Origin of the sequence: Sinomonas sp. R1AF57, assembly GCF_002224485.1 — a bacterium.
Classification (GTDB): Bacteria; Actinomycetota; Actinomycetes; order Actinomycetales; family Micrococcaceae; genus Sinomonas; species Sinomonas flava.
In genome coordinates this window covers 2597119-2619615 of record NZ_CP022463.1, presented here as the reverse complement: position 1 = coordinate 2619615, position 22497 = coordinate 2597119, and the positions used below count along the sequence as shown (strand labels likewise).

The 22497-nt window shown below is 71.3% G+C and carries 20 protein-coding genes and 1 tRNA gene; 13 read left to right on the top strand and 8 right to left on the bottom strand.

What is annotated here, in order from left to right; translation table 11 throughout:
* Positions 1–66: 66 nt before the first annotated feature.
* Positions 67–1554 carry a DHA2 family efflux MFS transporter permease subunit gene (locus CGQ25_RS12065; RefSeq protein ID WP_208710008.1) on the top strand — a complete coding sequence of 496 codons (1488 nt, stop codon included), beginning with the start codon at positions 67–69 and terminating at the stop codon, positions 1552–1554.
* Between the two features lie 149 nt (positions 1555–1703).
* Here the strand turns inward: CGQ25_RS12065 and CGQ25_RS12060 are convergent, their stop codons facing one another.
* The 7 genes from CGQ25_RS12060 to CGQ25_RS12030 all read right to left on the bottom strand — a co-directional run bounded on the left by CGQ25_RS12060 (position 1704) and on the right by CGQ25_RS12030 (position 7257).
* Positions 1704–2420: a GNAT family N-acetyltransferase gene (locus CGQ25_RS12060; RefSeq protein WP_255405290.1), complete on the bottom strand. Its 717-nt coding sequence runs from the start codon at positions 2418–2420 to the stop codon at positions 1704–1706.
* Positions 2421–2423: 3 nt separating this feature from the next.
* Entirely contained in the window at positions 2424–3449 is a 1026-nt protein-coding gene (locus CGQ25_RS12055) for a 6-phosphofructokinase (RefSeq protein WP_208710006.1), read from the bottom strand.
* Positions 3450–3585: 136 nt separating this feature from the next.
* Complete coding sequence (locus CGQ25_RS12050; protein ID WP_208710004.1) at positions 3586–3849, bottom strand: hypothetical protein; 264 nt, start codon at positions 3847–3849, stop codon at positions 3586–3588.
* A 1-nt stretch (position 3850) separates the two neighbouring features.
* Positions 3851–5134 carry a PspC domain-containing protein gene (locus CGQ25_RS12045; RefSeq protein ID WP_208710002.1) on the bottom strand — a complete coding sequence of 428 codons (1284 nt, stop codon included), beginning with the start codon at positions 5132–5134 and terminating at the stop codon, positions 3851–3853.
* Positions 5135–5320: 186 nt separating this feature from the next.
* A complete protein-coding gene (locus tag CGQ25_RS12040; RefSeq protein ID WP_208710000.1) occupies positions 5321–5617 on the bottom strand; it encodes a PspC domain-containing protein in 297 nt (98 codons plus the stop codon).
* Between the two features lie 16 nt (positions 5618–5633).
* The gene (locus CGQ25_RS12035; protein WP_208709998.1) at positions 5634–5966 is read right to left on the bottom strand and encodes a hypothetical protein; all 333 of its coding nucleotides are present in this window, start codon (positions 5964–5966) and stop codon (positions 5634–5636) included.
* Between the two features lies 1 nt (position 5967).
* The gene (locus tag CGQ25_RS12030) at positions 5968–7257 is read right to left on the bottom strand and encodes a PspC domain-containing protein (protein WP_208709996.1); all 1290 of its coding nucleotides are present in this window, start codon (positions 7255–7257) and stop codon (positions 5968–5970) included.
* Between the two features lie 298 nt (positions 7258–7555).
* Here CGQ25_RS12030 and CGQ25_RS12025 point away from each other — a divergent pair, with 298 nt between their 5' ends.
* Positions 7556–8836, top strand: coding sequence for an ATP-binding protein (locus CGQ25_RS12025; RefSeq protein ID WP_208709994.1), 1281 nt, complete (start codon positions 7556–7558; stop codon positions 8834–8836).
* On the top strand, positions 8833–9504 hold the full coding sequence (locus CGQ25_RS12020) for a response regulator transcription factor (RefSeq protein WP_208709992.1): 672 nt from the start codon (positions 8833–8835) through the stop codon (positions 9502–9504). Before CGQ25_RS12025 ends, CGQ25_RS12020 begins: the two co-directional genes overlap by 4 nt.
* Positions 9505–9907: 403 nt before the next feature.
* Here the strand turns inward: CGQ25_RS12020 and CGQ25_RS12015 are convergent, their stop codons facing one another.
* A complete protein-coding gene (locus tag CGQ25_RS12015) occupies positions 9908–11113 on the bottom strand; it encodes a pyridoxal phosphate-dependent aminotransferase (RefSeq protein WP_208709990.1) in 1206 nt (401 codons plus the stop codon).
* A gap of 235 nt (positions 11114–11348) precedes the next feature.
* On the opposite strand from CGQ25_RS12015, the gene CGQ25_RS12010 reads away from it, so the two are divergent.
* From CGQ25_RS12010 to narI, 10 genes are all read left to right on the top strand, one after another.
* Positions 11349–11421, top strand: a tRNA-Trp gene (locus CGQ25_RS12010).
* Between the two features lie 98 nt (positions 11422–11519).
* Positions 11520–11786, top strand: a complete 267-nt coding sequence (gene secE, locus CGQ25_RS12005) for a preprotein translocase subunit SecE (RefSeq protein WP_208709988.1) — start codon at positions 11520–11522, stop codon at positions 11784–11786.
* A 107-nt stretch (positions 11787–11893) separates the two neighbouring features.
* On the top strand, positions 11894–12871 hold the full coding sequence (gene nusG / locus CGQ25_RS12000) for a transcription termination/antitermination protein NusG (RefSeq protein ID WP_208709986.1): 978 nt from the start codon (positions 11894–11896) through the stop codon (positions 12869–12871).
* Between the two features lie 163 nt (positions 12872–13034).
* Entirely contained in the window at positions 13035–13466 is a 432-nt protein-coding gene (gene rplK / locus CGQ25_RS11995) for a 50S ribosomal protein L11 (RefSeq protein ID WP_208713059.1), read from the top strand.
* A 123-nt stretch (positions 13467–13589) separates the two neighbouring features.
* Positions 13590–14297, top strand: coding sequence for a 50S ribosomal protein L1 (gene rplA, locus CGQ25_RS11990; protein WP_208709984.1), 708 nt, complete (start codon positions 13590–13592; stop codon positions 14295–14297).
* 115 nt (positions 14298–14412) lie between these two features.
* Positions 14413–15582: a hypothetical protein gene (locus CGQ25_RS11985; RefSeq protein ID WP_208709982.1), complete on the top strand. Its 1170-nt coding sequence runs from the start codon at positions 14413–14415 to the stop codon at positions 15580–15582.
* A 68-nt stretch (positions 15583–15650) separates the two neighbouring features.
* Positions 15651–19388 carry a nitrate reductase subunit alpha gene (locus CGQ25_RS11980; protein WP_208709980.1) on the top strand — a complete coding sequence of 1246 codons (3738 nt, stop codon included), beginning with the start codon at positions 15651–15653 and terminating at the stop codon, positions 19386–19388.
* On the top strand, positions 19388–21115 hold the full coding sequence (narH, locus tag CGQ25_RS11975; RefSeq protein ID WP_208709978.1) for a nitrate reductase subunit beta: 1728 nt from the start codon (positions 19388–19390) through the stop codon (positions 21113–21115). Before CGQ25_RS11980 ends, narH begins: the two co-directional genes overlap by 1 nt.
* Positions 21112–21741, top strand: a complete 630-nt coding sequence (gene narJ / locus CGQ25_RS11970; protein ID WP_208709976.1) for a nitrate reductase molybdenum cofactor assembly chaperone — start codon at positions 21112–21114, stop codon at positions 21739–21741. The genes narH and narJ overlap by 4 nt, the downstream gene beginning before the upstream one ends.
* A complete protein-coding gene (narI, locus tag CGQ25_RS11965) occupies positions 21741–22496 on the top strand; it encodes a respiratory nitrate reductase subunit gamma (RefSeq protein WP_208709975.1) in 756 nt (251 codons plus the stop codon). The genes narJ and narI overlap by 1 nt, the downstream gene beginning before the upstream one ends.
* Position 22497: the final 1 nt, after the last annotated feature.

Sequence of the window (22497 nt, the reverse complement as noted above, 5' to 3'; positions counted from 1 at the left end):
GTGGTTCTCGCCACGGGCGAACTCTTGAGGACACACACTGTCCTGAAGAAGTGAGACCCTTGTCCGGTGGAAAACGTCGAACGGCCGTGGGCCGCCCTCTGGTCCCTCGTCATCGGGTTCTTCATGATCCTCATCGACACGACCATCGTGTCGGTGGCGAACCCCGCGATCATGCGGGCGCTCGGGGCGGACATCAACGCGGTCATCTGGGTCACGAGCGCCTACCTGCTCGCGTACGCCGTGCCGCTGCTCATCACCGGCCGCCTCGGGGACCGGTTCGGCCCGAAGAACATGTACCTGGGCGGGCTCGTGGTCTTCACCCTCGCCTCGCTGTGGTGCGGCCTCTCGGGGAGCGTGGGCTCGCTCATCGCTGCCCGCGTGGTGCAGGGGCTCGGCGCGTCGCTCATGACGCCCCAGACCATGGCCGTCATCACGCGCATCTTCCCGCCGGAGCGCCGGGGCTCCGCGATGGCGATCTGGGGCTCGACGGCGGGCGTCGCGATGCTTGTCGGCCCGATCCTGGGCGGCCTCCTCGTGGACGGGGCCGGCTGGGAGTGGGTGTTCTTCATCAACGTCCCGGTCGGCGTCGTCGGCTTCCTCCTCGCGGCGCGGCTCGTCCCGCGCCTGGCGACCCACGCGCACCGCTTCGACTGGCTCGGCGTCGTGCTGAGCGGCGTCGGCATGTTCCTGCTCGTCTTCGGCATCCAGGAGGGCCAGACCTACTCGTGGGGCGCGATCTCCGGGCCGCTCACGGTCTGGGAGCTGATCGTCGCCGGCGTGGTTGTCATGGCGCTCTTCGTCGTGTGGCAGTGGCGCAACCGGGCGGAGCCGCTCGTGCCGCTTGGCCTGTTCAGGGACCGCAACTTCACCCTCGCGAACGTCGGCATCACGACGGTGGGCTTCGCTGTGACGTCGTTCGGGCTGCCGACGATCTTCTACTACCAGCTGGTGCGCGGCATGACGCCGACCCAGTCGGCCCTCATGATGATCCCGCTGGCGGTGCTGTCCGGAGCGCTGGCACCCGTCGGGGGCAAGCTCGTGGACCGCGGGTACGCGAAGATCATGAACATCGGCGGGATGCTGGTCTTCGCGTTCGGACTCGTGCTCTACGCCGTCCTCCTGACCCCGGACATGCCGATCTGGGCTCTGCTCATCCCGAGCGCGGTCGTCGGCCTCGCGAACGCGGGGCTGTGGGGACCGCTCGCGACCCTCGCCACGCGCAGCCTCCCGCCGCAGTTGGCCGGCGCGGGTTCCGGGATCTACAACACGACCCGCCAGATCGGGGCAGTCCTCGGGTCCGCGGCGATCGCGGCCCTCATCCAGGCGCGCCTTGCGGCCGAGATGCCCGGCGGCGGCCAGTCCGGCCCGGCCGGTGATTTCGCCGGGGCGGCGCTGCCGCCCATGCTGCATGCGCCCTTCTCGGCGGCGATGGGCCAGTCGGTGCTCCTGCCGGCAGCGGTGGTGCTCGTCGGGTTCGCCGTCGCGTTCTTCTTCGTCAAGGTGCCCGCAGCGCCGAAGCCGGCTTCGGCGCCGAAGCAGCCCGCCCCGCGCTGACGCCACGCCGCCGAGGTCACCTCGTCTGCGCCCGAGGTCACCCCGTCTGTGCCCGAGGTCACCGGATGTGGCGCCGAGGTCACCCTTACTGGGCTCGAGATCGCTCCACGAGGGGTGATCTCGGCGCCAGTGGGGGTGACCTCGGCGGGTCAGGGGGTGCGGGGTCCGAGCCGGACCGAGGCCAGCTGGCCCGCAGGGGCGATGCCGAGCGAATCGACGAGGCGAAGCGCCGCCGTCGTGTGCGACGGCACCGCCACTTGGACCACGAGGCCGTCGGCGAGGGCCTCGTGCGCCGCGATCGAGGCGACGAGCCGCCCCAACCCGCGCCCCCGGTAGGCCGGTGCCACGAGCACGGACAGGTCGGCCAGAAGCCCACCCTCCTCGCCGTACGCGGCACAGGCCGCCGGGCCATCGGGGAGCATCAGCGTGAAACGGTGCTCCCGCCGGGTGAGGCCCGCGGAGCTCACGTCGTCGGGAGGGCACCGCATCTCCAGCTCGATCGCCTCGGGTGCCCCCCGGGAGACCTCCGGCTCGACGTCGGGCTGCTCGAGCGGGAGATCGTCCGCGAAGCCCAGGACGGCGGTCCGCAGCCCGTGGGCCCCGTGCCCGGCGAGCCGCAGGAGCGCGCTGCCGGATACGAGGTCTTCCGGCGGCCACTCGGCGGCCGCCTCCACGAGTTCCGTCGGCCCGGCGATGGCCAGCTGCCCGAAGAGCACGACGGCGACCAGCTCCTCGGCGTCGTCGCGGCACCCGAGCAGCCGCGCGCCGTCGTCCGCGAAGGCCAGGTCGGGGAGACCCAGCCGGCGCGCCCAGACGAGCCGCACGATGTCGCGGCTCCCCTGGTGGAATGTCTGTGCAGTGCCCACGTCTCAGCCGAAGAGGACGGCGGCCTCGTCGTAGCGGTGCTGGGGGACGGTCTTGAGGCGGCCGAGGGCGGCGTCGAAGCCGACGTGCACGATGTCGGTGCCGTCGAGGGAGACCATGGTGCCCCATCGGCCCTCGACGACGGAGTCGATCGCGGCCATGCCGAGCCGGGTGGCCAGGACGCGGTCGAACGCGGTGGGGACGCCGCCGCGCTGGATGTGGCCGAGGATCGTCGCGCGGGTCTCGATGCCTGTGCGGGACTCGATCTCGGGGGCCAGCTGCTCGGCGATGCCGCCCAGTCGCGGCCGGCCGAAGGTGTCCAGGCCGCGCTCGGAGTGCGGGGCGCTCATGCCCTCGAGGACGAAGCCCTCGGCGACGACGACCAGCGGGGCGCGTCCGCGTTCGTGGGCCAGACGCACCCACGTGGCGACCTGGTCCATGGTGACCCGCTGCTCGGGGATGAGGATCGCGTGGGCGCCGGAGGCCATGCCGGCGTGGAGGGCGATCCAGCCGACGTGGCGGCCCATGACCTCGGCGATCATGCAGCGGTGGTGGGACTCGCCGGTGGTGCGGAGCCGGTCGATCGCCTCGGTCGCGATCTCCACGGCGGTGTCGAAGCCGAAGGTGTAGTCGGTGGCGTCGAGGTCGTTGTCCACGGTCTTGGGGACGCCGACGATCTTCAGCCCGGCGTCGGTGAGCCTCTTCGCAGCGGCGAGCGTGCCCTCGCCGCCGATCGCGATCATGGCGTCGATGCCGAGCCGGTCCATGTGGCCCTTGATGACCTCGGGGCCGCCGCCGTTCTCGAACGGGTTGGTGCGGGAGGTGCCCAGGATCGTGCCGCCCTGCTTGGCGATGCCGCGGACGCTCGTGCGGGGGAGGTCGACGATGTCGCCCTCGACGACGCCGCGCCACCCGTCGCGGTACCCCACGAACTCCTGCCCGTGGACGGCGATGCCCTTGAGCACGGCTCCGCGGATGACTGCGTTGAGGCCGGGGCAGTCGCCGCCGGAGGTGAGGATGCCGATCTTCATGCAGGGCCTTTCCGTGGTGGGTACGGCCAGCCCCGCAGGTGCGAGGGCCGCCGTGCTTGCTCGAGGCGCCCCGTTGAGCCCACGGCGATTGTATCGGCGGCCTCTTCGTGATGCACACCACAGCCGAGGCCGGGTGTCACGGTTCCGCGCGTTCCTCCGGTGTTCCGGCGCCGGCCGGTCCGCGGCGGCCTCGGGCGGCCGCGACCGCGCCGCCCACCACGAGCCCCAGGCCCCCGACGAGGAGCAGGACGACCGCGACCATCCCTGGGTCGACGGCGAACCACCCGAGGCGTCCCGCCACGATCAGCGCCGCGAGGGCGACGACGACGGCGCCCCAGATGACCGTCCCCAGGCTCGGTCCCTGCCGGTATTCACGCTCGGTGCTGGGCTGCGTGCTCATCTCACCGCTCCTGTTGGATCTCGATGCTGCTCATGGTCGCGTGCACGCGCACGACGAGGGCGGAGCCTGCCAGGTCGGCGTTGTACGTCTCGGAGTCCTTGGCCGTGATGCCCGAGAGGGACTTGGACCCGAAGTTCACGGTGCTCAGGACGGAATCCGCCTCCACCCGCACGGGAACATCCTTGGGGACCGTGATCTTGAGGCTGCTCATCGTCGCGTCCACCGGAACCACCGCATCGGAGGCGAGGGGGCCGGCGGTGTCCAGTGCCCGCAGGTCGAGCTGCCCCGAGGCGCCCGTGAGCGAGTAGCCGGCGGTCGCCTGGGCTACTGTGCTGGGCGAGAGGTCCACCGCCCCGGGTGTCTGGCTCAGCTGGTAGGCGGGCTGCGTGATCGCGGCTCCCGCCAGGGCTACGACGGCGAAGAAGGAGAGGATGCCGCTGGAGCGCCCACGCAGCCCGGCGACGATGATGCCGATGCCCACCACCGCGGCCGCGACGGCCCAGATGGCGCCTGAGGCCGGGTCGACGAGTGGGTTCCCCGCGAGCTGGAAGGCGAGCAGCACCGCGGCGACGATGACCGCAAGCCCGACGACGACGGTCGCGTACGGTCCGCCGGGCCCGGGCCGGGAGGGGCGCACCACGGTCGGGGCCGGGGCGCCGGGCGCGTGCCCGGACGGTGCTGGCGCCGTTCCGTACGCCGGGCCGTATGGAACGGCCGAGGCGTAGAGCGGCGGCGGCACGGCGGTGTCGGGCGGCACGGTGGTGTCGGGCGGCACGGTGGTGTCGGGCGGCACGCTGCCCGGCCGCCGCGAGCGGGCGGAGCGGGCGATGCTGGTCACGATCAGGACGGCGACGGCCAGCCAGAAGACGCCCCACACGGCGCCCCAGACGGGCCCGCCACTGCCGGCCTCGTAGGCCAGGCCGGTCCGTGTCCCGCCCAGGCCGAGGACCGAGGCCACGAGGGCCCCCGTCATGCCCCCTGTCCAGTGGCCATGGATGGCCTGCTGGAGGTGGATGCGGCCGTCGGGCTCGGGAAGCAGGAGCCAGAGGACCCCGTAGACGAGGAGCCCGGCTCCGAGGAGGATCGACGCGACGACGAAGAGGCCCCGCACGAGGATCGGGTCCACGCCCCATCGATGGGCGAGCCCGCTCGCGACGCCGCCCGCCCAGCGGTCGGTCCCGCGCGAGATGCCCAGCGTGCGGACCCAGGTGAAGAAATCCGTGCCGGCGTGGCCGGTGGGCTGGATGGGAGCCCCCGGGGCTCCTTGGGCTGGATGGGTGCTCATGACTCGGTCCTTTCAGACACGACGCGGCGGGCTGGGCCGCTGATTCCAGTGTCCGGCCGGGCCACCGTCCCCTCTAGAGGCCTTGGGCCTCTGCCTGCGGCCAACGGCAGAGGCCCGGCCCCTCACGAGGGGCCGGGCCTCCAGGGCCGGGCTTTCAGCCGCGGTCAGGCGCAGCGTCGGTTCAGCTCATGCTGTCGGGCCTGTCCCGACGCCGGGCCCCGAGGATCCGCCCTTCCCGATGCTCCTGTTGTTCAGGAAGTCCTCCAGGATGATGCGGTCGTCCTGGCCGGGGATCAGGATCCACGCCACGAGGTAGGCGAGGAAGGCGGGCCCGGGGAGGAGGCACAGGAGCAGGAAGCCGATCCGGACGAACGCGACGTCCACGTTGGCCCTGGCCGCGAGGCCTCCGAGCACCCCTCCCAGCATCCGTCGCGGTCCGCGCTTCAGGCCGCTCGAGCGGATGGCGGCAAAGAATTTGTCCATGGTTCCTCCTGGTCTCTCACTCGGTCGCGTACGGGCTGGCGCCATGGGGACCACCCTCGGAAGGATGCTCGCCCGCGGGGGAGGCGCCGGCGTCGTCCGCCGTACCCCGCCTCCTGCGTGAGGCGAGCAGCCCGCCGATGACGAGCCCCAGCCCAGCCAGGAGGAGCACCCCTGCGGCCGCGAAGCCCGGGTCGACAGTCAGCCATCCCAGCCGGTTGGCCAGCATGAGCGCTCCCACTGCTATCACGACTGCCCCCCATACGATGGTTCCCACGGCGGGCCCCTGCTTCTCCATGGGGCCGGTCTGCACGCCGGCGGATGCGCCGCTCGCGCCGTAGTCGGTGCTCATGTCAGTTCTCCTTGGTGACCTTGACGTCGCTGAGGTTCGTGTCGAGGGCCAGGACGAGCGTTCCGCCCGGCCGGTCGGCGTTGTAGCTCTCCGAGCCCGACTGCCGCAGCCCCGCGATGCTCCTGCTGCCCAGCTCGACGCTGCTCAGGGTCGTGTCGGCGCGGACAGTGACGGGGACGTCCTTGGGGATCTCGATGGTGAGGTCGCTGAGGCTCACGTCGATCGGGACGGTCCTGTCCGAGGCGAGGGGGCCGGCGTCGTCGAGCGCGCTGAGGTCGATGCGGCCCTGCGCCGCGGTGACCTGGTAGCCGTGCTCGGCCTCGGTGACGGTCGACGGCGTGTAGGCGACCCGGGCCGGGCCGTCCGAGCGCCAGGGGAACCCGTCCGCGTGCAGGGCCCTCTCGATCCCCAGCGACAGGGCGGCGGAGACGAGGGCGATCACCGCAAAGAGCGACAGGATGCCAGCGGTGTGCCCACGGAGCCCGGCCACCAGGATGCCCGCGCCGATCACCACCGCGGCGGCGGCCCACATGGCGCCCCCGGAGACGGTCACGGCACCGGAGAGGGTCAGCGCGAGGAGGATGCCGGCCGCGAGCGCAGCGATCCCGACGACCACGGTGGCGAACCCGGCTCCCGGGCCGCGCCTGCGCGGCCGCGGGGGCAGCGGCGGGGGTGTGGGGACCGGCGCCCAGCCCCCTGCCTGCTCGCTTCCTGCCGGCGGCGCGTACGGGCCCGCGTACGACGGCGCGCTGGTCGCCTTGGCGTAGTAGGCGTCGCCCGGCTCGGGCAGCGAGGCCCCGGCGTAGTGCGCGGCGGGGGCGGCGGTGCTTCCCGGGACACCGCCGGGCGAGGCGCCCGCGGGCGGCACACTCCCCGGCGGCACAGCCCCGGGCACAGCATGCCGGCGTCGGCTTCCGCGCACGAGGCTGTAGACCGCGAACGCCACGACAGCGAGCCAGAACAGCCCCCAGAAGGCGCCGCCGAACCCGCGCTCGCCGAACCAGAACCCGGCCCTGGCGCCGCCGAGGCCGAGGATCGTGACGATCAGGCCGCCGGTCATGCCGCTGGTCCAGTGGCCGCGTCCCGCTTCCTGGAGGTGGATGCGCCCGTCGGGCTCGGGCAGGAACAGCCACAGGAGGCCGTAGGCGAGGACCCCGATGCCGAGGAAGATCGCGGCGACGATGAACAGGCCGCGGATGAGGATCGGGTCGACGCCCCAGCGGTGGGCGAGGCCACTCGCGACGCCGCCCACCCAGCGGTCCGAGCCGCGCACGACGCCGAGCCCGCGCACCCAGGTGAATAGATCCGTGCCGCTTTGGCGGGGTGGCTGGGAGGGGCGGCCCGCGGGCGGCGGGTAGGCGCCGGGCTGGGGGCCGGGGGCGTGTGGGCCCGGCTGGGCGCCAGCCGGCTGGGGGCCGGGGGCGGGGTCCGGATCAGGGTGAGGGGACTGGGATTCGGTGCTCATGCCTCAATCCTTCCGTTGTGCGCGCCGCCCTCCCATGGGGGCCTCCCCTGAGCGGACCCTGAGCGGACCCGGGGAAGCGGCTCGGAGCGTCCCTGAGGAGGCCGCAGCGTGCTTGGATGAATGCATGAGCACCGTGCCCGTCCGCCCAGCCCTGGTCAGGGGCGAGGACCGCGTGGTGGCAGGCGTCTGCTCCGGCCTCGCCCGCCATCTGGGCCTGCGCGTGGACCTGGTCCGCTGGGGCATGGTGGCGGCGGCCTTCCTCGGCGGAGCCGGGATCGTCCTGTACGCGTGGCTGTGGATCATGGTTCCCACGGCGGCGGAGGCCGCCCGTCGCGCAGCCCGCCGACCGGCGTCGCCCATCGCACCGGCGGTGGCGGCCGCCCCTCCGGCGGAGCCCGGGCCCGCGCGCCCCCGCCAGCTGCCCCGCTACACGCGGGAGATCCTGCTCGGGGTGGTGCTCGTGATCGGGGCCCTCGTGCTGGGCGGCCAGGTATTCGGCGTGGACGTCCCGGTCGACACGGTGGTCCCGATCGCGGCCATCCTCGGCGGCGTGGCGCTCGCGTGGATGCAGCTCGACGAGTCGCGCCGGCAGAGCCTCGTGCGCGGCGCAGGGGCCGAGCGCTGGACGGGCTGGCTGCGGCTCGGCGCTGGGCTGGCCCTGGTCGTCGCGGGCGTGGTGCTGGCTGTCTCCGGGGGGCAGTGGAGCGTCATCGGGACGGCGCTCGTCGCGTCGTTCGCGGTGATCGCGGGCGTGGCGCTCGTCCTGCTCCCGTGGGGGCTCAAGTTCTGGCGGGAGTACGGCGCCGAGCGCGCCGCCCGCGTGCGCGAGGAGGAGCGCGCCGAGATCGCCGCCCACCTGCACGACTCCGTCCTGCAGACCCTCGCCCTCATCCAGCGGCGCGCGGGGAGCGAGGCCGACGTCGTGCGGCTCGCCCGCGCCCAGGAGCGCGAGCTGCGCGAATGGCTGTACCGGGACGCCCGGACGTCGGGCGGGTCGTTCGAGGACCGCCTCACGGCGCTCGCCGCTGAGGTCGAGACGGCGGTGGGCGCGCCGATCGACGTCGTCGTGGTGGGCGTGGCGCCCGACGCCGCGGGGTCCGGCGAGCAGGGCAACGGTGCCTATGACGCGCTGCTGCAGGCCGCCCGCGAGGCGATGCTGAACGCGTCCCGGCACGGCGGCGGCGGTCCGGTGTCCGTGTACGCAGAGTCCCGCGGGGGCGCGGTGGAGGTGTTCGTGAGGGACCGAGGCCCCGGCTTCGACCTGGAGGCGGTGCCGGCCGACCGGCTCGGCGTCCGGGAGTCCATCATCGGCCGGATGCGCCGCCACGGGGGCGAGGCGACGATCGCGAGCGGCCCCGGCGGTACCGAGGTGCGGCTGCGGCTGCCAGGAACGGAGGAGACATGAGCGAGAACGCCGTGGGGGGAGTCCGCCCTGCGCCGGTGAGCGTGGTCATCGTGGACGACCACACGATCTTCCGGTCCGGCCTCAAGGCGGACCTCGGAGAGGCGGTCGAGGTGGTCGGCGAGGCGGGGACGGTCGAGCAGGCCGTCGAGGCGATCGAGCGGCTCCGGCCGCAGGTGGTCCTGCTCGACGTCCACCTCCCGGGCGGCCTGGGCGGGGGCGGGCGCGAGGTCCTCACCCGCTGCGCGCCGCTCCTCGGCGAGGTCCGCTTCCTGGCCCTGAGCGTCTCCGACGCCGCGGAGGACGTCGTTGCCGTCATCCGCGCGGGCGCCCGCGGCTACGTGACGAAGACGGCGTCGGGGCCGGAGATCACGGACGCGGTGCTGCGGGTGGCAGGCGGCGACGCCGTGTTCTCGCCGCGGCTCGCTGGCTTCGTCCTCGACGCCTTCGGCACGTCCGCCGTCGCGGACGACGACCTGGGGAAGCTCTCGGCCCGGGAGCTCGACGTCATGCGGCTCATCGCTCGGGGGTACTCCTACAAGGAGACCGCCAAGGAGCTCTTCATCTCGGTCAAGACGGTCGAGACGCACGTCTCCGCCGTGCTGCGCAAGCTCCAGCTGGCCAACCGCCACGAGCTCTCGCGCTGGGCCGCCGACCGCCGGATCTGGTGACCTCCCCCGTCCCCGCCGAGGTCACCCCGTGTGGGCGCGAGGTCACCCCGTGTGGGCGCGAGGTCACCCCGTGTGGGCGCGAGGTCACCTTCACGGGACGCACGACGTCGCGTGGCGGCCTGGGCGCCGAACTCACGTCAGGCGACCACTCGCCGTCGTGCGCCCGGAACAGCGTGGAGGAGGCCGGCTTGGACGAAGAGTGCCCGTGCCATCCATAAGTTGAGCAAACCGCCACTCATGGATGACACGGGCACTTCTGGTGCGGCCGGAGGTTCTTCTCCCGATCGGAGTGCCGGCACGCGGTGACTTCGGGCCCACACGGGGTGACTTCGGGCCCACACGGGGTGACCTCGGGCCCACAAGGGGTGACTTCGGCGGCTTGGGCGTGCCGCCCTGCCGCAGGCTACTTGGCGGTGCCGATGAGCTCCTGGATCCGGCCCACGCCCTCGGCGAGGTCGGCGTCGCCGAGCGCGTAGGAGAGGCGCACGAAGCCGCTCGGGCCGAAGGCCTCGCCGGGGACGATCGCCACCTCGACCTTGTCGAGGATGAGCGCCGCGAGCTCGGCCGAGGTGGCGGGGCGGACCCCGGCGATCTCCTTGCCCAGGAGGCCGCGGACATCCGGGTAGACGTAGAAGGCGCCCTTCGGCGTCGGGCAGTTGACGCCGTCGATCTCCGAGAGCATCTTCACCATGGTCTGGCGGCGGCGGTCGAAGGCCGCCTTCATCTCCTGGACCGCGTCCAGCGGTCCGGACACCGCGGCGAGAGCGGCCATCTGCGAGACGTTCGCGACGTTGCTCGTGGCATGGGACTGCAGGTTCGTGGCGGCCTTGATCACGTCGGCGGGCCCGACCATCCAGCCCACCCGCCAGCCGGTCATCGCGTACGTCTTGGCGACGCCGTTGAGGATCACGACCTTGTCGCCGAGCTCCGGGGCGGCGGTCGCGATCGAGGTGAACGGGACGCCGTCGTACGTGAGGTGCTCGTAGATCTCGTCCGTGACGACCCAGAGGCCCTTCGAGGCAGCCCACCGTCCGATCTCCGCCACCTGCTCCGGTGAGTACACGGCGCCCGTCGGGTTCGAGGGCGAGACGAAGAGGAGGATCTTGGTGCGCTCGGTCAGCGCGGCCTCGAGCTGGTCCACCGTGACGAGGTAGCCCTGCTCGGGTCCGGCGAAAACCTCCACGGGCACGCCGCCGGCGAGGCGGATGGCCTCCGGGTACGTGGTCCAGTACGGGGTGGGGAGGAGGACCTCGTCGCCCGGGTCGAGGAGCGTGGCGAACGTGTTGTAGACGGCCTGCTTGCCGCCGTTGGTCACGAGGACCTGGCTGGCGGCGGCCTCATACCCGGAGTCGCGGAGCGTCTTCGCGGCGATGGCCTCGCGGAGCTCGGGGAGGCCCGCGGCGGGGGAGTAGCGGTGGTACTTGGGCTGGCGAGCCGCCTCGATTGCGGCATCGACGATGTACTGGGGGGTCGGGAAGTCCGGCTCGCCCGCGCCGAAGCCGATCACCGGGCGCCCGGCCGCCTTGAGGGCCTTCGCCTTCGCGTCCACAGCAAGGGTGGCGGATTCGGCGATGGATCCGATGCGCTGGGAGATGCGGGCGGAGGTCATGGGGGCATCCTTTGTGAGCGGTGGCGGGGTCGCCCTCTACTCTAGGCGGTACCGGCCTCCCGCGCCGCGCGCGTGGCGAGGCGAGTTCGACGCCGGCCCGGAATATGCGTAGACTTGATCCTCGGCGCTGGAACTCCTGGGGCCACCTGCCTTCCGCGGACCGATGCGCGTCCGAGCCCGGAAGCTTGGTATGGTGGTCCACGGTGATTCCGCCGTCGAGGCGGTGAACCGCCATAGGGTAGTGGCGCAATTGGTAGCGCAGCGGTCTCCAAAACCGCAGGTTGCAGGTTCGAGTCCTGTCTACCCTGCGCAAGGAATAGCCCGGCTGGTCCGGGCTTTTCCAGCACCCACAGAACGGATCCGGCGGGGATGTCCTGCGGGCGATAAGGGAGTAAGCGAGGAATCGGTGACCGAAACAGCTGCGAGCAGCTCGGCGGGCCGCCCCAAGCAGGCCAGGAAGCTCGGCTTCTTCGGCCGCATTGCCCTCTTCCTCCGCCAGGTCATCGGCGAACTCCGCAAGGTCGTCACGCCGACGCGCCAGGAGCTGCTCAACTACACCCTGATGGTGCTGGGGTTCGTGGTCGTCATGATGGTCGTCGTCTCCGTCCTGGACTTCCTCTTCGGGATCGGCGTCGGCTGGGTCTTCGACGGGACGTCCCCCACCGACAGGTAGGCCGGGTCCGCAGACCGTGGCCCGGGTGCTGGAACGAGATCCGGCACCCCGGACCGGGGTGTGCGGATGACGCATTTAAGTCGCAGATGAGGAAAGCAGGAGACTAAGTGTCTGAGCACGAGCTCGAGGATCGCGGAACCGAGCACGAGGAGACGGCCTTCGAGCCGGCCTTCTCCGATGCCGCCGACTCCGCGGCTGCCCCTGCCGCCCCCGAGGACGAGGCCACCTTTGAGGACGAGGCCTCGGCTGAGGCCGAGACGGACGACGACGCTTCGGCTGAGGCCGAGACGGACGACGACGAGGCTGTCGCCACCGAGGCGTTCGGCGCCCCGGGCGTCCACATTGAGACCGAGGACGAGCTCGCCACCGAGGGCACCGACGAAGCCGAGGCCGATGAGGTCGAGGCTGACGAGGCCGAGGCCGAAGAGGCCTCCGAGCCGGAAGCGCCGGTTGACCCCGCTGAGGCCGCTGCCAAGGCTGCCGAGGAGTTCCGCGCCAAGCTGCGCCGCCAGCCGGGCGACTGGTACGTCATCCACTCGTACGCAGGCTACGAGAACCGCGTGAAGGCCAACCTCGAGACCCGCATCCAGACGCTGGACATGGAAGACTACATCTTCGAGATCCAGGTCCCGATGGAGGAAGTCGTCGAGATCAAGAACGCCCAGCGCAAGGTGGTCAACCGCGTGCGCATCCCGGGCTACGTGCTCGTGCGCATGGACCTCACCGACGCCTCGTGGGGCGCCGTGCGCCACACCCCGGGTGTGACCGGCTTCGTGGGCAACGCCCACAACCCGGTGCCGCTGACGCTCGACGAGGTCTTCTCGATGCTCGCGCCCGTGTTCGAGCAGGAGCAGGCTGCCGAGGCGAAGGCGGCGGGCAAGGCCGGCCAGCGGGTTCCCTCCGCGCCGGTCGCGGTCGACTTCGAGGTCGGCGAGTCCGTCATCGTCAAGGAGGGCCCCTTCGAGACCCTTCCCGCGACGATCTCGGAGATCAAGCCCGAGTCGCAGACCCTCGTGGTGCTCGTCTCGATCTTCGAGCGCGAGACCCCGGTCACCCTCGCGTTCAACCAGGTCTCGAAGATCTAGGGCCCCGCCCGCGCAGCCCAGCGTGGGGCAGGACAACTGAAGATTTCGCCCTGAGGCTGGACGCCTTTCCGGCCGCGGGGCGGCGGACTGCCTGGCCATGGCAGTCACCCCCGGTGCGGCGCTCCTGCTGCACCGGGAACCAGAAGAAGAGAAGGACCCTACATTGGCTCCCAAGAAGAAGGTCACCGGCCTCATCAAGCTGCAGATCCAGGCAGGCGCCGCCAACCCGGCCCCGCCGATCGGTCCCGCGCTTGGCCAGCACGGTGTCAACATCATGGAGTTCTGCAAGGCGTACAACGCCGCGACGGAATCCCAGCGTGGCAACGTCATCCCGGTCGAGATCACGGTCTACGAGGACCGCTCGTTCACGTTCATCACCAAGACCCCGCCGGCCGCTGAGCTGATCAAGAAGGCTGCGGGCGTCGGCAAGGGCTCGGCCACGCCGCACACGGTCAAGGTCGCCAAGCTCACCGACGCGCAGGTCGAGGAGATCGCCAAGACCAAGCTCGAGGACCTCAACGCGAACGACGTCGAGGCCGCGAAGAAGATCATCGCGGGCACGGCCCGCTCGATGGGCATCACCGTCGAGGGCTAGTCCCTCCTGACCGGGGTTTCGGCTCCGCTCAACCACCGGGGCGATTGCCCCACCTGAGAAGTCCGTGGCAGGGCCTAGCGCGGCCCACAACGACCACACCTGCACAAGGAGATCAAGAGCAGCATGGCAAAGCGCAGCAAGGCATACGAGGCAGCAGCCGCCAAGATTGAGGCCGGCAAGCTGTACAGCCCGGCCGAGGGCGTCGCCCTCGCCAAGGAGATCAGCTCCTCGAAGGCGGACGCCACCGTTGAGGTCGCGTTCCGCCTCGGCGTCGACCCCCGCAAGGCGGACCAGATGGTCCGCGGCACCGTCAACCTCCCGCACGGCACCGGCAAGACCGCCCGCGTCGTCGTGTTCGCGACCGGCGACAAGGCCGCGGCGGCTGAGGCTGCCGGCGCCGACATCGTCGGCTCGGACGACCTCATCGAGCGCATTCAGGGCGGCTGGACGGACTTCGACGCCGCCGTGGCCACCCCGGAGCTCATGGGCAAGGTCGGCCGCCTCGGCAAGATCCTCGGCCCCCGCAACCTCATGCCGAACCCCAAGACCGGCACGGTGACCCCGGACGTCGCGAAGGCCGTGACGGACATCAAGGGCGGCAAGATCGACTTCCGCGTCGACAAGCACTCGAACCTGCACTTCATCATCGGCAAGAGCTCGTTCGACGCCCGCCAGCTGGCCGAGAACTACGCGGCCGCCCTTGAGGAGATCCTCCGCCTCAAGCCGTCCGCGTCGAAGGGCCGCTACATCCAGAAGGCCACCGTCGCCACGACGTTCGGCCCGGGTGTCCCGGTCGACCCGAACGCGACCAAGGTGATCCTCGAGGGCTGATCGGCCCACGGCGCCTCGACAGTGAGAGCCCCCTTCCCGAGCGGGAGGGGGCTCTCGCGTTCCCCGGGGAAGCATTGCCGCGCGCCACTAGACTGGCGCCCATGAGGAGGCTTCCATGAGCCGGGACGCCGAGGCCGGCCGCCGCACCGCCGAGCCGGCGCGCCGCAGCGCTGACGCGCCGCGCCGCAGCGCCGACCTGCCGCGCCGCGTCGTGGGCCCGGCGACCACGGCGGAAGCCCACGCGCTCTTCGGTGCGGGGGCGGCCGCCGTCGTGGGTGTGGCCGTGGCGCTCGCAGCCTTCGCCGAGCGCAGGCCGGCGCTGTCGGGAGACAACGGGGTCGGCGACGTCGCGGCGATCGTGGCCGGGGCCGCGGCGCTGCTGTCCTTCCCGGTGGCCTACCGGCGCTCCTACGCCGACCCGGAGCGCCGCTGGCTTGCGGAACGGCCGCTCTGGCGCCGGCTCCTCGGGCTCGTGGCGCTGTCCTTCGCGCACGCGGCGATCGCGTTCATGGTCACGTGGGCGAGCTTCCAGATCTTCCAGCGCGCGTTCACCGGCCTGACGCTGGACGCGTTCGCCGCCTCGCTCCTCACGGCGGTGGCAGGTGGTCTCGCCGGCTACTCGTCGCACCAGTCCGGCTCTCGGATGGACAGCTACGCCCTGTCCAACCTCCTCGCGACCTTCCTGGCGGCGGGCGTGCTGACCTCGATGGTCACCACCAACCGCACCGATTGGTGGGAAGTGAACTTCAGCGTGCTCGGGGCCGCCGACTACGGGGTCTCGCTCACGTTCAACGCGACGCTCGTCACGGCCGGCGCCGTCATCACGCTCCTGGCGGAGTACATGACCCGCGACCTGAGGTCGCTGGACCTCTACAGGCGCCGGGCCCGCTCGCCTCTGGGCCCCACACGCGAGCGCGCGCTCCTCGCCAGCCTCGTGCTCCTCGGGGTCCTCCTCGCGGGCGCCGGACTGATTCCGGTGGACGTCTTCATGCCGCTCCACAACACACTCGCGACGGCGATGACGGCCGTCTACACGTTCCTCGTCCTGCGCGCGCCCGCGTGGCTGCCCGGGCTGGGCCGGACGTTCTACGCCGCTGGGTACGTGATGCTGGGGGCGGCCGTGCTCTCCGTGCTCATCTGGTGGCCCCTCGCGTACTACAACATGACGGCCATGGAGCTCGTCGTGGCGGGCGTCATTCTCTCATGGCTTGTGCTCTTCACAAGGAATGTCGCGGCCGCTGTCGAGGACAGTCGCGTGACCGATCCAAATCCGGCATCCGATTAGCGCAGATTTTCCTTCGCTAGGGTCCTTGGTCCTTCACGCCGGTCTGACCCGCTTCCTAGAGTGTGGCCATGGCTGCCGGACCAATCCGCCCCGGGCTGGACGGAAGCGCATCCGACGCGATGCTCGCGATGGGTCGCTTCTTCACCCGCTGGGACGAGACCGATGATGGGCGCGCTGTGTTCCGCGAGGGCGGGCGCGCAGGGGATGTGTTCTACCGGGACCGGTGGAGCCACGACAAAGTGGTCCGCTCGACCCATGGCGTGAACTGCACGGGCTCGTGCTCGTGGAAGGTGTACGTGAAGGACGGCATCATCACGTGGGAGTCGCAGCAGACCGACTATCCCTCGGTGGGCCCGGACCGTCCCGAGTACGAGCCCCGGGGCTGCCCCCGCGGTGCGGCCTTCTCGTGGTACACCTATTCGCCCACGCGTGTGCGCTACCCGTACGTGCGCGGCGTGCTGCTGGAGATGTACCGGGAGGCGAAGCAGCGCCTGGGGGACCCCGTCGAGGCCTGGGCCGACGTCGTGTCGGACCCGGAGCGGCGGCGCCGCTACCACCAGGCCCGCGGCAAGGGCGGCCTCGTGCGCGCCAGCTGGAACGAGGCCACCGAGATGGCGGCGGCCGCCCACGTCCACACCATCCGCACGTACGGGCCCGACCGGTGCGCGGGGTTCTCGCCGATCCCCGCGATGTCGATGGTGAGCCACTGCGTCGGGACACGCTTCGTCCAGCTCATCGGCGGCGTCATGACGAGCTTCTACGACTGGTACGCGGACCTCCCCGTGGCCAGTCCACAGGTGTTCGGGGACCAGACGGACGTCCCCGAGTCCGGCGACTGGTGGGACTCCACCTACCTGGTCATGTGGGGCTCGAACGTCCCGGTGACCCGGACCCCGGACGCGCACTGGATGGCCGAGGTGCGCTACCGCGGCACGAAGGTGGTCGTGGTGAGCCCCGACTACGCGGACAACACGAAGTTCGCCGACGAGTGGATGCCCGCGCAGGCGGGCACCGATGCGGCCCTGGCCATGGCCATGGGCCACGTGCTGCTCACCGAGTTCTTCCGCGACCGGCAGGTCGGCTTCTTCACCGACTACGCCCGCCGGTACACCGACCTCCCGTTCCTCATCACGCTGGTGCCGGGGCCCGACGGCGCGGGGCTGGTGCCGGGAAAGTTCCTCACCGCCGCGGACCTCCCCGACGGCCAGGACCAGGGCGGCCAGGACGGCACCGAGGATGCCAAGTGGAAGACCGTGCTCCTCGACGACGCGACCGGCCAGCCCGTGGTGCCCAATGGTTCGATCGGCTTCCGCTACAGCGACTCCGGCGAGGGCAAGTGGAACCTCGACCTCGGCGACGTCGTGCCGCGCCTGAGCCTGCACGGTGATCCCGAGGGCGGCACGGCCGAAGTCCTCCTGCCCTGCTTCGAGGCCCCAGACGGGTCGGGGTCGGTACTGACGCGCGGGGTCCCGGTGCGCGAGCTGGGGGGACGCACCGTGACCACCGTGTTCGACCTGATGATGGCCCAATACGGCGTGGCGCGGCCAGGCCTGCCCGGGGAGTGGCCTGCGGGGTACGACGAAGCGTCCAGCCCCTACACTCCCGCCTGGCAGGAGGCCATCACCTCAGTCCCGGCGTCCCAGTGCATCCGGATCGCGCGGGAGTTCGCCCGCAACGCCGAGGAGTCCCAAGGACGCTCGATGGTCATCATGGGCGCGGGAATCTGCCAGTGGTTCCACGGCGACGCGACCTACCGCTCGATCCTCGCCCTCCTGCTCCTCACCGGCTCCATGGGCCGCAACGGCGGCGGCTGGGCGCACTACGTGGGCCAGGAGAAGACCCGCCCCATCACCGGGTGGGTCTCGCTCGCGAACGCCCTCGACTGGAGTCGGCCGCCGCGCACCATGACCGGGACCTCGTACTGGTACATGCACACCGGACAGTGGCGCAACGACGGGTACTCGGCGGCCTCGCTCGCCTCTCCGCTGGCGGAGGGCCACCTCGACGGCATGCACACGGCCGACGCGATCGCGCAGTCGGCACGGCTCGGATGGATGCCGTTCTACCCGCAGTTCGACCGCAGCCCGCTCGCGGTCGCGGATGAGGCGCACGACGCCGTCGCGTCGGGTGCCGCTGCCAGCGAGGCCGAGTACGTGGCGGCACAGCTCAAGCAAGGCACGCTGAAGCCCGCGATCGACGACGTCGACGCCGAGCAGAACTGGCCCCGGACCCTCGTGCTGTGGCGCTCCAACCTCATGGGCTCCTCCGCGAAGGGCAACGAGTACTTCCTCAAGAACCTGCTCGGCACCCACAACAACGTGATGGGGACTGCGGCAGAGCCCGGGATGCCGCGCCCGCGCGACGTCGCGTGGCACGAGGAGACGCCCGAGGGCAAGCTCGATCTGCTCATGTCCGCGGACTTCCGCATGACGAGCACGACCCTGCTCTCCGACATCGTGTTCCCGGCCGCGACCTGGTACGAGAAGTACGACCTCTCATCGACCGACATGCACCCGTACGTCCACGCGTTCACCCCCGCGATCGATCCCCCGTGGGAGGCGCGGAGCGACTTCGAGATGTTCCACGGGCTGGCCCGCGAGTTCTCGAGGCTGGCCCGCAAGCACCTCGGCGTCCGGCGGGACCTCGTCTCGGTGCCCCTGCAGCATGACACGCCGGGGCAGCTGGCCCAGCCCGGCGGCGTCGTGCGCGACTGGCGCGACGGCGACGTCCCCGCCGTGCCGGGGCAGACGATGCCGGTCTTCGCCGTGGTCGAGCGCGACTACACGGCGATCGCGGACAAGCTCGCTGCCGTCGGGCCGCTGGCGCGCGAGAAGGGCTTCACGGTCAAGAACGTCACCTATCGGCTCGGGCACACGCTCGACCGGCTGGCCGGCAGCAACGGGGTGATGTCCCACGGGCCGGCCGCGGGCCTGCCGGCGATCGACACGGACGCGAAGCTCGCCGAGGCCATCCTCGCGTTCTCCGGGACCACGAACGGCGAGCTGGCGGTGCAGGGCTTCAAGGACCTCGAGGTGCGCACGGGCCGGCGGCTCGCCGACCTCGCCGAAGGGTCCGAGGAGAGGACCATCCGGTTCGCCGACACGCAGGTCGCGCCCGTCCCCGTCATCACCTCGCCGGAATGGTCGGGCTCGGAGACCGGCGGCCGGCGGTACGCGCCGTTCACCATCAACGTCGAGCGGCTCAAGCCGTGGCACACGCTCACCGGGCGCATGCACTTCTTCCTGGACCACGACTGGATGCGGGACCTGGGGGAGGCCCTGCCGCTGTACCGGCCGCCTCTGGACATGAACCGGCTGTTCGGCGAGCCCAGGCTCGGCGGCGACGGCCTCGAGATCACCGTCCGGTACCTCACACCCCACAACAAGTGGTCCATCCACTCCGAGTACCAGGACAACCTGTTCATGCTCTCGCTCTCCCGCGGCGGCCCCACGTGCTGGATGAGCCGCGAGGACGCGGAGGCGATCGGCGTGAAGGACAACGACTGGATCGAGTGCGTGAATGCCAACGGCGTGTTCGTGGGGCGGGCCATCGTGAGCCATCGCATGCCTGCCGGCGTCGTGTATGTCCACCATGCGCAGGAGCGCACGATCGACGTGCCGAAGTCCGAGGCGACCGGCCGGCGCGGCGGCATCCACAACTCGGCGACCCGGCTCCTGGTCAAGCCGACGCACCTCATCGGCGGGTACGCGCAGCTCGCGTACGCCTTCAACTACCTGGGCCCCACCGGGAACCAGCGCGACATGGTCGCGACGATCCGCAGGCGTTCGCAGGAGGTGCAGTACTGATGAGGGTCATGGCCCAGGTGGGCATGGTGATGAACCTGGACAAGTGCATCGGGTGCCACACGTGCTCGGTCACCTGCAAGCAGGCGTGGACCAACCGCGCCGGCGTCGAGTACGTCTGGTTCAACAACGTCGAGACGCGCCCCGGCCAGGGCTACCCGCGCCAGTACGAGGACCAGGAGCGCTGGCGGGGCGGCTGGGAGCTGAACAAGCGGGGACGGCTGCGGCTCAAGGGCGGAGGCCGCGTCAAGAAGCTCCTCGGCATCTTCGCGAGCCCGGTCCAGCCCGAGCTCAAGGACTACTACGAGCCGTGGACCTACGACTACCGGAACCTCGTCGAGGCGCCGCTCGGCGACGACTTCCCCGTCGCGCGGCCCAAGTCCCTCATCACGGGCGAGGACATGAAGGTCACGTGGAGCGCCAACTGGGACGACAACCTGGGCGGGTCGGCTGACCACGGGCTGCAGGACCCGATCGTGGCAAAACTGCGCCAGCAGGAGAGGGCCCAGCAGGAGAGGGCGCAGGAGCAGCGGGCCGAGGCGGAGGAGAAGATCCGCTTCGAGTTCGAGAAGACGTTCATGTTCTACCTGCCGCGCATCTGCGAGCACTGCCTCAATCCCTCGTGCATGGCCTCGTGCCCCTCGGGCGCGATCTACAAGCGCAGCGAGGACGGGATCGTCCTCGTGGACCAGGACCGCTGCCGCGGCTGGCGCCAGTGCATCACGGGATGCCCGTACAAGAAGATCTACTTCAACCACAAGAGCGGCAAGGCCGAGAAGTGCACCTTCTGCTACCCGCGGGTGGAGATCGGGCTGCCGACGGTGTGCTCGGAGACGTGCGTGGGCCGGCTGCGGTACCTGGGCATCTTCCTGTACGACGCCGACGCCGTCACCGCTGCGGCCTCGGTCCCCGACGAGAAGGACCTCTACCGCGCGCAGCTCGACCTCATGCTGGACCCCGACGACCCGGAGGTCATCGCCGCCGCGCGGCGGGACGGCATCCCGGAGGACTGGCTCGACGCGGCCCGGCGCTCGCCGGTCTACAGGCTCGCGAAGGTCTATGAGGTCGCCCTCCCGCTGCATCCGGAATACCGCACCATGCCGATGGTCTGGTACGTGCCGCCGCTCTCGCCCGTCATCGACCTCCTGTCAGACCAGGGGCACGACGCCGAGGACGCCGGGACCCTCTTCGGTGCCATCGAGGCCCTGCGCATCCCGCGCGAGTACCTCGCCGAGCTGTTCACGGCAGGCGACACGGCCGTCGTCGACCGCGTGCTCCGCCGGCTCGCGGCGATGCGCGCCTACATGCGGGGGATCTCCCTCGGCACGGGCGCGGACGAGTCGATCGCGGCGAGCGTCGGCATGGAGGGCGCGGACGTCCAGGAGATGTACCGTCTCATGGCGATCGCCAAGTACAGCGAGCGGTACGTGATACCCAAGGCCCACGTCGAGGAGGCGCACAACCTCGAGGAGCTCGGCTGCTCCCTCGACTTCGACGAGGGCCCCGGGATGTACCCCTCGGACGCGTTCGGCGAGGCCAGCGGCCGCCCCGTGCCGGTCGCCGTCGAGACGTTCCACGCGCTCAAGGACCGCCAGACCACCGAGGGGGAGTCCCAGCCCGGGTCGCTGCGCGGCCGCGTGAACCTCCTCAACTGGGACGGCCGGGGCGTGCCCGAGGGCCTCTTCCCGGAGGGGAACGGGGCCTCCGCGGAGAAGGGACCGGGGTCATGAGACGGCACGAGCATGCGGTCCTCTACGCCGCCGCGGCGCGCCTCCTCGAGTACCCCGACGAGCGCTGGCGCGACGGTCTCGGGCTCGTGCTCGCCGCCCTCGCCGAGCAGCGCGGCCCGCTGCCGCGGCTCCTCGAGTCGGCCGCGGCCCGGATCGCGGACGACGACGCCGAGGCCGCCCGCCGCTGCTACGTCGAGACGTTCGACATGTCCCGCAGGCACGCCCTCTACCTCTCCTACTGGACGGACGGCGACACGAGGCGCAGGGGCGAGGTCCTCGGCACGTTCAAGCGGCGCTACCGCGACTCCGGCTGGCTCGTGGACCTCGACGGCGAGCTGCCGGACTACCTGCCCCTCGTCCTCGAGTTCACGGCCCGCGCGGACTACCGCTCCGGCCGCGCGCTCCTGGCGGAGTACCGCGCGAGCCTGGAACTCCTGAGGATGGCCCTCGCCGACGCCCGATCGCCGTACGCGTCCGTGCTCGAGGCCGTGTGCCGGTCCCTCCCCGGGGCGTCCCCCACGAGCCGGGCCGAGGCCATGGCGCTCGCGGGGCCCCCGCGCGAGGCGGTCGGGCTCGACCCGTACGACCCCCGGCTGCTCCCCATGGCCCAGGAAGGGAACCTCTGATGGACGTCCTGCTGTGGGGCGTGGCCCCCTACCTCATGGTGGTGCTCCTCATCGCCGGGAGCATCTGGCGCTACCGCTACGACCAGTTCGGCTGGACCACCCGGTCTTCGCAGCTGTACGAGTCCCGGCTCCTGCGCATCGCCTCGCCCCTGTTCCACTTCGGGCTGGTCTTCGTCATCGCGGGCCATTTCGTGGGGCTCGTCATCCCCAAGGCGTGGACCGAGGCGCTCGGGGTGACGCAGGAGCTGTACCACTTCCTGGCCCTGTCGGTGGGGCTCATCGCCGGCGTGTGCACGCTGCTGGGCATCGTGCTGCTCGTGTACCGGCGCCGCCGCACCGGCCCGGTGTTCATGGCCACCACGAAGAACGACAAGGCGATGTACATCTTCCTCGTGGGCGCGATCGCGCTCGGGGTCTGGACCACCCTCGTGAGCACAGTGTCCCCGAACCCCCACGCCTATGACTACCGCGAGACCGTGAGCCCCTGGTTCCGGTCGCTGTTCGTCTTCCAGCCGGACGTCGCCGCCATGGCGGCCGCACCGTTCGAGTTCAAGTGGCACACGGTCGTGGGCATGGTCCTCTTCGCGATGTGGCCCTTCACGCGCCTCGTCCACGCCTTCACCGCGCCGTTCCACTACCTGTTCCGCCCGTACATCGTGTACCGCTCGCGCGACGTCGGGCCTGCGCCCGGGAGCCGCGCGCCCCAGCGCGGCTGGGAGCGGACCGGCGCCCGGGACCGTGACCGCGCCCGCTGAG